Source organism: Streptomyces sp. CRN 30 (genome assembly GCF_034105845.1).
This window is the reverse complement of sequence record NZ_JAVRHI010000467.1, coordinates 1-8,414: the sequence shown is the minus strand read 5'-3', so window position 1 is coordinate 8,414 and position 8,414 is coordinate 1. Positions and strand designations below refer to the sequence as shown.

Sequence of the window (8,414 nt, the reverse complement as noted above, 5' to 3'; positions counted from 1 at the left end):
CGGCCCGGCGCGGCGGCCCGGCGCGGCGGCTCAGCGCAACGTGTCGGCCCAGTCGGCCGGGACGCGGCCGGCCGGTCCGGGGGACTGCTGGTCGGCGGGGTGACTGACCGGCGGCTCCAGCTCCGGTCCGGACTTGGTCAGTTCCTCCGTGCCGTAGTCCCAGAACCAGTCCTCGCCCGGTTCGAAACTCTGGACCACGGGGTGCCCGGTGGTCCGGTAGTGGGCGGTGGCGTGCTTGCCGGGCGAGCTGTCGCAGCAGCCGATGTGGCCGCACCGCGCGCACCGCCGCAGGTGGAACCACCAGCCGCCGGCCGCGTCGCACTCGACGCAGCCGGTGCCGCTGGGCGGCACGGTGGGGTCGATCCCGGGGTGCTCGGTTTCCTCGCTGGTCATAGGGGCTCCTCGAACGGCCGGTACCACGGCCACGGCTGGCAGTTCCCGTCACCGCACCGGCCCCGCGGCCCATCGTAGGTACGTTCACCCGGCCGTGGAGGCGGGTCCGCTCGTGCGACGTCCGGGTCAGGGGCGCGGCAAGTACCGGTCCAGCCATTCCGGATCGAGGCGGAGGTGACGGATCGTCCGGCGGTGGTGCGTGTAGGCGATGTGGAGGACGCCGCCGGGGGTGCGGGTGAGGGTCGGGTAGGACAGTTCGCGGTTGAGGCCCTCGCGGGAGTTGTTGGTGAGGCAGTGGCCGTCGCCGGTGACCAGGTCGTGGCGGGCGGGCCAGGTGCGGCCGGAGTCCGTGGAGAGGGAGAGGGTGAGGGGCGCGCGGGGGGCGCCCCAGAAGGCGAGGTCGTCGCCCGCGGCCGGGGCGGGCCCGGCGGCGTCCTCCTCGATCTCGTCGTAGAGGGAGGTGCGGCGTTCCGTCGCGTCGGCCGCGCTCGCGTGGTTGTGCACCATCGCGAGGCGGCCGTCGCCGAGGGGGACGTACTGGAGGGAGGAGTTGTTGTTGGGGGCGGTGGTCGGCTCGGGCACCGACCAGGTCTCGCCCTCGTCCTGGGAGACCGAGCGGTACACCCGGTCGGCGGTACGGCTGCGGAACAGGGCGAGCAGGGTGCCGTCCGGGCGCGGGTGGACGTTCATGTGGACGCGGCCGGTGGAGCCGGGCACCGGGTGTTCGCGCCAGGTCAGGCCCTGGTCGTCGCTGAGCATGACCGCGCTGGTGTCGAGCCCGCCGGTCCAGCGGGCGCCGGGGGTGACGGGGCAGCGGAAGACCGGCAGCAGCCACCGCCCGGAGCCGAGCACCACCAGCGGCTGGCGGACGAAGACGCCGCCCCGGTCGTCGGCCGGGAAGAGGGACCGGACCGGGCCCCAGGTCACGCCCCCGTCCCGGCTGACGCGCAGCCGCACCTCGGACGTGTCCTGGTTCCCGGCGCGCTGCGCCGTGTGCAGCAGCCACAGCCCGCCGTCCGGGGCGGGGAAGAGGACGGGGTTCTGCTCGGAGCGGTCGGGGTCGCCGGAGAGCCGTACGGGGGCGGTCCACCGCCCGGAACCGGCGGGCAGCCGGGAGAAGTGGACGGAGATGTCCGCCATCCCCTCCTGGCTGCCGGAGAACCAGACGCAACCGAGGTCGCCGCCGGGGAGCGCGGTGAGGGAGGCGGCGTGGCTCTGCACGTCGGGCGCGGGGAGCACGGCCTCGCCGCGGCCGGGCTGGGTGGGGTGCGGGCGCAGGATCCCGTCGGGCGCGGGAGCCGGCGCGACGGTCACGCGGAGGCCTCCGATGTCGTGACGTGCGATGCCATGACCTCCGATGCCGTGACGGCGAGCGCGGCGCGGGGCTTGCGCCCGTGGATCGCGGTCGGGTCGAGGGCGGCACGGCGCAGCGCCCGCGTGTACGGCTCCCGGGGGGCGGCCAGGACGTCGGCGGTCGCGCCGCTCTCGACCACGCGGCCCGACCGCAGCACCACGACCTCGTCGCTGAGTTCGCGGACGATGCCGAGATTGTGGGCGATGACGAGGTAGGCGACCCCGGTGTCGGCCTGCAACTCCCGCAGCAGCGCGAGCACCTGGGCCTGGACGGAGACGTCCAGGGCCGAGGTGGCCTCGTCGCACACCAGCAGGTCGGGGCTGGACGCGAGCGCGCGGGCGATGCCGATGCGCTGGCGCTGCCCTCCGGAGAACTCCCCGGGGCGGCGCGCGAGCGCGCTGGTGGGCAGGCCCACCCGGTCGAGGAGCTCGGCCGCGCGGCGGTCGCGTTCCCGCTTGTCGGACACGCCCGCCGCGCGCAGCGGTTCGGCGACGGTCTGCTGGGCGGTCAGGTGCGGGTCGAGCGATCCGTAGGGGTCCTGGAAGACCATCTGGATCCGTCGGCGCAGGGGGCGCAGCCGGCGCTCGGGCAGGGCCGCGATGTCCGTGCCGTCCAGCAGGATGCGGCCCGAGGCCGGTTTCAGCAGGCGGACGAGGGCGCGGGCGATGGTGGACTTGCCACTGCCCGACTCGCCGACGACGGCGAGGGTGCCCCCTCGGTCGAGCCGGAAGCCGACCTGGTCCACGGCGCGGTGCGGGCCGTGCGGGGTGGCGTACTCGACGACGAGGTCCTCGACGGACAGGAGCGGAGGTGGGGTGGTCACCGGGTCGCCTCCGTGTCCGTCTTCTCTGCCTGGTGCGCGTCCGTGTTCTCTTCCGCGTCCGCGTCCTCGTCCCACGGTCCGAGCTGGGGCACGGCGGCCAGCAGGGCGCGGGTGTACTCCTGTTCGGGTCGGCGGACGATGTCCTCCGCGGTGCCGGACTCGACGAAGGCGCCGTTGCGCATGACGTGGATGCGGTCGGAGACGACACGGGCCACGCCCAGGTCGTGGGTGATCATCAGCATGCCGACGCCGGTGCGTTCCTGGAGCTCCATGAGGACGTCCAGGACTCCGGCCTGCACGGTGGCGTCCAGGGCCGAGGTGGGCTCGTCCGCCACCAGCAGGGCGGGTTCGGCGGCGAGGGCCGTGGCGATCAGGACGCGCTGGAGCATGCCGCCGGAGAACTGGTGCGGGTAGGCGTTCCAGCGGGTCTCCGGCTCGGGGATGCGCACCTTGGCGAGGAGGTCGGTTCCCGCCTCGCGCACCTCGGCCCGGCCCAGCCCCGGGTGGCGCAGCCGCAGCGCCTCACCCAGTTGGCGGCCGATGGTGTGCACGGGGCTGAGCGCGGTCATCGGGTCCTGCGGGATGAGCGAGACGACGCGGCCCCGTACGGCGCGCGCGGCGCCGGGGTCGGCGACCATGTCGCGGCCGGCGATGCGCGCGCTGCCGGACAGCACGGCGAGGCCCTCCGGGAGCAGCCGCAGGATGCCCATCGCGGTGGTGGACTTGCCGGAGCCGGACTCGCCGATGAGGGTGACGGTCTCACCGCGTGCGATGGTGAAGCTGACGCCGTCGACGGCGCGGACCACGCCGCGGCCGGTGATCAGCTCGATCTGGAGGTCCTCGACGTCGAGGAGCGGGGCGTCGGGCGCGGTCCCATCGGACAGCGGCCTGACGTCGGCCTTCGTCGTGCCGGTCACGGTCACGCTCCTTTCTGCTTGCGCAGGGGCGCGGTGCGGTCGCGCAGGCCGTCCCCGAGGAGGTTGACGCCGATCACGAGGAGGGCGATGACCAGGCCGGGGAGGGTGACGAGCCACCAGGAGGTGGTGATGTAGTCCTGGCCGTCGGAGATGATCCGGCCCCAGGTGGCGAACGGCCGCTCGGGGCCCGCGCCGAGGAAACTCAGCGCGCTCTCCAGCAGCACCGCCTGGGCGAGCAGCAGCAGGACGACGAGGCTGGCGGGGCGGACGATGTTCGGGATGACGTGCCGGGCCAGGATGGTCCAGGCGCGCAGGCCGAGGACCCGGGCGGCGGCGACGTACGCCTTCTCCCGTTCGACGAGGACGAGGGAGCGGGTGAGCCGGGCGACCTCGGGCCACTGGGCGACGGCGATGACGCAGGTGATGACGGTGACCGACGGCCCGAACAGGGCGACGACGAGCAGCAGCATCATCAGCAGCGGCAGCGCGAGCTGGGCCTCCAGGAGGCGGGAGATGACCGTGTCCGTCCAGCCGCCGAAGTAGCCCGCCGCGGCGCCCGCGACGATGCCGATGACGCCGGAGACCAGTACGGCGAGGATGCCGACGGTCAGGGAGACCTGGCCGCCGTGCAGGATGCGCGAGAGCACGTCCCGGCCGAGCTGGTCGGTGCCGAACAGGTGGCCGTCGCTGAGCGGCGGGAGCCGCCTGCTGCCCAGGTCCTGGGCGTCGGCCGAGGGCAGCGGCAGCAGTCGGGCGAGGGCGATGGGCACGACGACGAGGGCGGTGCACACGATGCCGGCCCACAGTTTGGCGCGGGCGGCGCGCTGCTGCCGGGTCGCGGTGGCGCGGCGCAGGTGGCGGGCGGTGACGGCGCTCGGCCGTACGCCGGTGGGCGCGGTCCCGGCCGGGGTGGTGGTGCTCATGCTCAGGCCGCCTTTCCGAGACGGACCCGCGGGTCGAGCAGCGGGTAGAGGAGGTCGACGAGGAGCTGGACGAGGATCGCCAGGGTGACGGTGACCAGGACGGTCGCCTGGATGAGCGGGTAGTCGCGGGTCTCCAGGGCGCGCACGACGAGGGAGCCGACGCCGGGCCAGCCGAAGACCACCTCGACCACGACCACGCCGTTGAGCAGCGCGGCGAACCGGGTGCCGATGGCGGTGACCAGCGGCACCGCCGAGTTGGCCATGGCGTAGCGCCAGGTGAGGGCGCGTTCGGAGACACCGCGGGAGCGGGCCACGGTGGTGTACGGGGCGGCCAGCGCGGTGGACATCTCGCGCCGTACCAGCCTGCTGACGAGGGCGAGTTGCAGCACGGCGACGGTGATCGTCGGCAGGACGAGACCGCTCCACGAGGTGAACCCGGAGGCGGGGAGCACCGGGAACACCACGGCGAAGACGGTGAGCAGCATGACGCCGGTCCAGAAGTCCGGCATGGACTGCCCGGCCATGGTGAGGACGTTGGCGCCGATCTCCCGCTTGCTGTCGGCGCGCCGGGCCATCCACGCCCCGAGCGGGATCGCGACGAGCGCGGTGACGGCGATGGCGGAGACCGCGAGGGTGATGGTGTACGGCATCCGGTCGAAGACGACGTCCAGGACCGGGGCGCGGAAGGAGTAGCTGGTGCCGAGGTTCCCCTGCACCAGGTCGCGCAGGAAGATGCCGTACTGGGTGAACAGGGGCTCGTCCAGGCCGAACTGCTCGCGGATGCGGGCCAGGTCCTCGGTGGACGCGGTGGGTCCCGCGTACGCGGCGGCCGGGTCGCCGGGGGCGAAGCGGACCAGCACGAACACGGTGGAGATGGCGAGGAAGACGGTCAGCAGGCTCTGCCCGAGCCGCCGCAGGAGGTAGCTCACCATGGCTCAGCCCTCCAGCCGGACGGCGGTCAGGTCGTAGGAGTTGAGCGGCTGCAGCGCGACGCCCCGCACGCGGGTGCGGCGGGCCAGGAAGGTCTTCGGGGCGAAGGCCCACAGGCTGGGCCAGGTGTCCCAGACGGCGTGCTGGACGTCGGCGAGCTTGCGGGTGCGCGTCGCCTCGTCGACCTCGGTGGCGGCGTCGGACAGTTGGCGTTCGACGCGCGGGACGACGTACCCCATGAAGGTGTCGCGGGTGCGCTCCTTCTCGGGGGTGCCGCCGTACATGCCCTGGAGCATGGAGAGGGCCTGGCCGGTGGGGTCGCCGAAGCCGTTGCCGATGACGTCCCAGTCGCCGGCCTTGCCCTGGCGCCACCGCAGGATGTCGCCGCCGGGCTGGAACTGCTGGAGCGTGGCGCGGACGCCGACGTCGCGGAGCATGTCGAGGACGGCCTCCATGACGGAGGTGTCGGCCGCGAACTCCCCGGTCTCCCAGATGATCCTCAGCTGGAGGCCGTCCGCGCCGAGGGCGTCGAGCCGGCGGCGGGCCTCGCCCGGGTCGTAGGTGTACTCCCCCGTCTCGACCGCGCCGATCATCGCCTGCGGGACGACGCCCCTGGCCTCCTCGGCGGAGTCGGTGAGCACGTCCTTGATCAGCGCGTCGCCGTCGATGGCGTAGGTGAGGGCGTGGCGGACGCGGGCGTCGGCCAGCGGGTGCCCGGACGGTTTGCGGAAGTTGTAGAAGAGCTGGCACATGCGGGTGCCGGGGGTGGTCTCCAGGGAGACGCCGGGCGCGCCGGTGAGCTGCTCGGCGGTGTCCGGGGCGAGGGTGTCGGCGACGTCGAGCTCGCCGCTGCGCAGGGCGACGACCCGGCTGGACTCCTCGGGCACGAACCGCACCCGGACCTCCTCGACGGGCGGGCGCTTCCCCCAGTACTCCGGGTTGCGGGCGAGGGTGTACTCCCCCGCGCCGCTGTTGGCGCTCGCCACCCGGTACGGGCCGGAGCCGACCCCGGACTGGAGCTCCTCGGGCTTGTTGTCCGCGGCCGGGGTGATGTGGATGTTGGCCATCAGCTGGTCGAGGATCGGCACGGGGCGCTCGGTGCGCAGCCGGAAGGTGCGCCCGTCCACCGGCTCCACCTCGGGGACCTCGGGAAACAGCCCCATCAGGAAGGAGCCGCTGACCTCGGCGTACATCCGCAGCGCGGTGTCGACGTCCACGACGGTGACCGGCCGGCCGTCGGAGTAGCGCACGCCCTCGCGCAGGCGCACCGTCCACGCGGTGGGTTCGGTCATCTCGAAGCGGTCGGCGAGCATCGGCTCGGGCCGCAGTCCGGGGCCGATGTACGTCAGCGCCTGCCGCACCGCGCGCTGCACGGTGACGGCGGCCTCGAACTGGTTGAGCTTGTTGTCCAGGCTGACCAGCGAACGGTTCAGCCCGAGGGTGAGGGTGCCGGGTCCGGAGGTGCCGGTCGGGCCGGCGCAGGCGGACAGGGGGCCGAGCGCGGCCCCGACGCCGGCGAGGGCGGTGCCGCGGAGCAGGGTGCGGCGGCTCAGCGCGGGGAGGACACGGTTCATTCGGCCACCACCCCGAGCGTGTCGAGGACGCCGTACACGCCGACGCACAGGATGGCGACGCTGCTGACGACCAGCGCCACGGTCATCCAGGGGCTGGTGCGGAAGCGTTCCGGCACGCCGGTGTGGCGGAGCCGCCAGACGGCGACGACCACGGCGAGCAGGAAGATGCCGCCGCCGATGCCGCCGATCTGCACCATCAGGACCGGGGACTGGACGTACAGGAAGAAGCAGGCCCACACCAGCGGCAGGATCCAGGTGAGGACGCGGATGGCGCGGGTGCGGCTGCCCACGTCCTCCCACTTGACGACGCCGAGCATGCCGAGGGTGTTGGTCCACAGGCGGGGCACGGAGGCGGTGGAGCCGATGAGGGTGGAGAAGAGGACGGCGATCGCGCCGACGAGGAAGAGGTACTCGGCCCAGGGGCCCATCGTGTCGGTGTAGACGCGCGAGAGCGTGGTGATCATCTCGTTGCCCTCGGGCACCAGGCCCTGCGGGTGCAGTACGGCGGCGCCGATGACGTAGAAGGACAGGGTGCACAGCACGCACACGGCGAGTCCGGTCAGCACGTCGAGGCGCATGACCTTGATCCAGCCCTCGGCGCGGCGGGCGCGCTCCTCGCTGCCGTCGTCGGGGCCGGTCCAGCGGGCGTACCCCTTCTCCATGCACCAGTAGGTGTACGTGGTCATCTCGTCGGCGCCGACGCCGGTGATGCCGAAGACGGCGAGGGCGATGCCGATGGTGCCGGCCGGGATCTCGAAGCTGAAGCCGCTGCCGAGCTCGGCGGTGCCGAAGCCGAAGTCGGTGGCCGGCAGGCCCACCGCGAGGCTCACGGTGATCAGCGTGAAGATGATGACGGAGACCACGCAGGCACGTTCCACCAGGCCGTACTTGCCGGACTGGAGCAGCAGGATCGCGGCCAGGGTGACGACGAGGGCCCAGAGGGCGAGGGAACCGGCGCTGAGCGGTTCGCCGATGACCGGCCAGAGGATGGAGCACGCCGCGGCCGTGCCCCCGATGATGCCGCCGCGCTGGAACATCTTGGCGAAGTCCATGCCGATCCAGAGCCAGTTGATCCAACCCAGGCGGCCGATGCGGGGGCCGACCTCGCGGTAGCCCTCCAGTGCGGGGCGGCCGTTGAGGATGGTCCAGCGGGCCAGCTCCATCTGTACCCAGACCTTGACGCCGGTCGACACGACCACCAGCCACAGCAGGGCGAACCCGGCCTTGGCGCCGAGCGCGGTGGTGGTGATCAGCTCTCCGGAGCCGACTACGGCGGCGGACAGCACGAAACCGGGTCCGAGGTGGCGCAGCCGGTCCCGGAAGGCGGCGGGGGCCGGCTTGGCGTCCTCGGGACGCAGGGCGTACGGATCGGTCTGCGCCGGCGCCACGGGGGACGCGGTGTCGGTGGTCGACATGGGCGGTGTTCCTTTGCTGGATCCGGCGCCGTCGCCGGAGCGGAAGGGAAACAACGGGGCAGTGGGGGGCTGGGGAACAGCGGGG

Annotated in this window: 8 protein-coding genes; all 8 read right to left on the bottom strand. The window is 73.3% G+C overall.

The features are described 5' to 3' along the window. Window positions 1-30 precede the first annotated feature (30 nt). The 8 genes from UW392_RS53105 to UW392_RS53070 all read right to left on the bottom strand — a co-directional run bounded on the left by UW392_RS53105 (window position 31) and on the right by UW392_RS53070 (window position 8,329). Window positions 31-393, bottom strand: a complete 363-nt coding sequence (locus tag UW392_RS53105) for a UBP-type zinc finger domain-containing protein (RefSeq protein ID WP_320782654.1) — start codon at window positions 391-393, stop codon at window positions 31-33. Between the two features lie 126 nt (window positions 394-519). Beyond that, window positions 520-1,707, bottom strand: coding sequence for a sialidase family protein (locus UW392_RS53100; RefSeq protein WP_320782653.1), 1,188 nt, complete (start codon window positions 1,705-1,707; stop codon window positions 520-522). Continuing rightward, window positions 1,704-2,570, bottom strand: coding sequence for an ABC transporter ATP-binding protein (locus UW392_RS53095; protein ID WP_320782652.1), 867 nt, complete (start codon window positions 2,568-2,570; stop codon window positions 1,704-1,706). Before UW392_RS53095 ends, UW392_RS53100 begins: the two co-directional genes overlap by 4 nt. Beyond that, window positions 2,567-3,487, bottom strand: coding sequence for an ABC transporter ATP-binding protein (locus UW392_RS53090; RefSeq protein ID WP_320782651.1), 921 nt, complete (start codon window positions 3,485-3,487; stop codon window positions 2,567-2,569). The genes UW392_RS53095 and UW392_RS53090 overlap by 4 nt, the downstream gene beginning before the upstream one ends. Before the next feature lie 2 nt (window positions 3,488-3,489). Then, window positions 3,490-4,410: an ABC transporter permease gene (locus UW392_RS53085; RefSeq protein ID WP_320782650.1), complete on the bottom strand. Its 921-nt coding sequence runs from the start codon at window positions 4,408-4,410 to the stop codon at window positions 3,490-3,492. A 2-nt stretch (window positions 4,411-4,412) separates the two neighbouring features. Further along, window positions 4,413-5,342 (bottom strand): ABC transporter permease, encoded by a 930-nt coding sequence (locus tag UW392_RS53080; RefSeq protein WP_320782649.1) that lies wholly within the window; start codon window positions 5,340-5,342, stop codon window positions 4,413-4,415. A gap of 3 nt (window positions 5,343-5,345) precedes the next feature. Continuing rightward, the gene (locus UW392_RS53075) at window positions 5,346-6,914 is read right to left on the bottom strand and encodes an ABC transporter substrate-binding protein (protein ID WP_320782648.1); all 1,569 of its coding nucleotides are present in this window, start codon (window positions 6,912-6,914) and stop codon (window positions 5,346-5,348) included. Beyond that, on the bottom strand, window positions 6,911-8,329 hold the full coding sequence (locus UW392_RS53070; protein ID WP_320782647.1) for an Nramp family divalent metal transporter: 1,419 nt from the start codon (window positions 8,327-8,329) through the stop codon (window positions 6,911-6,913). The genes UW392_RS53075 and UW392_RS53070 overlap by 4 nt, the downstream gene beginning before the upstream one ends. Between the last annotated feature and the right edge of the window lie 85 nt (window positions 8,330-8,414).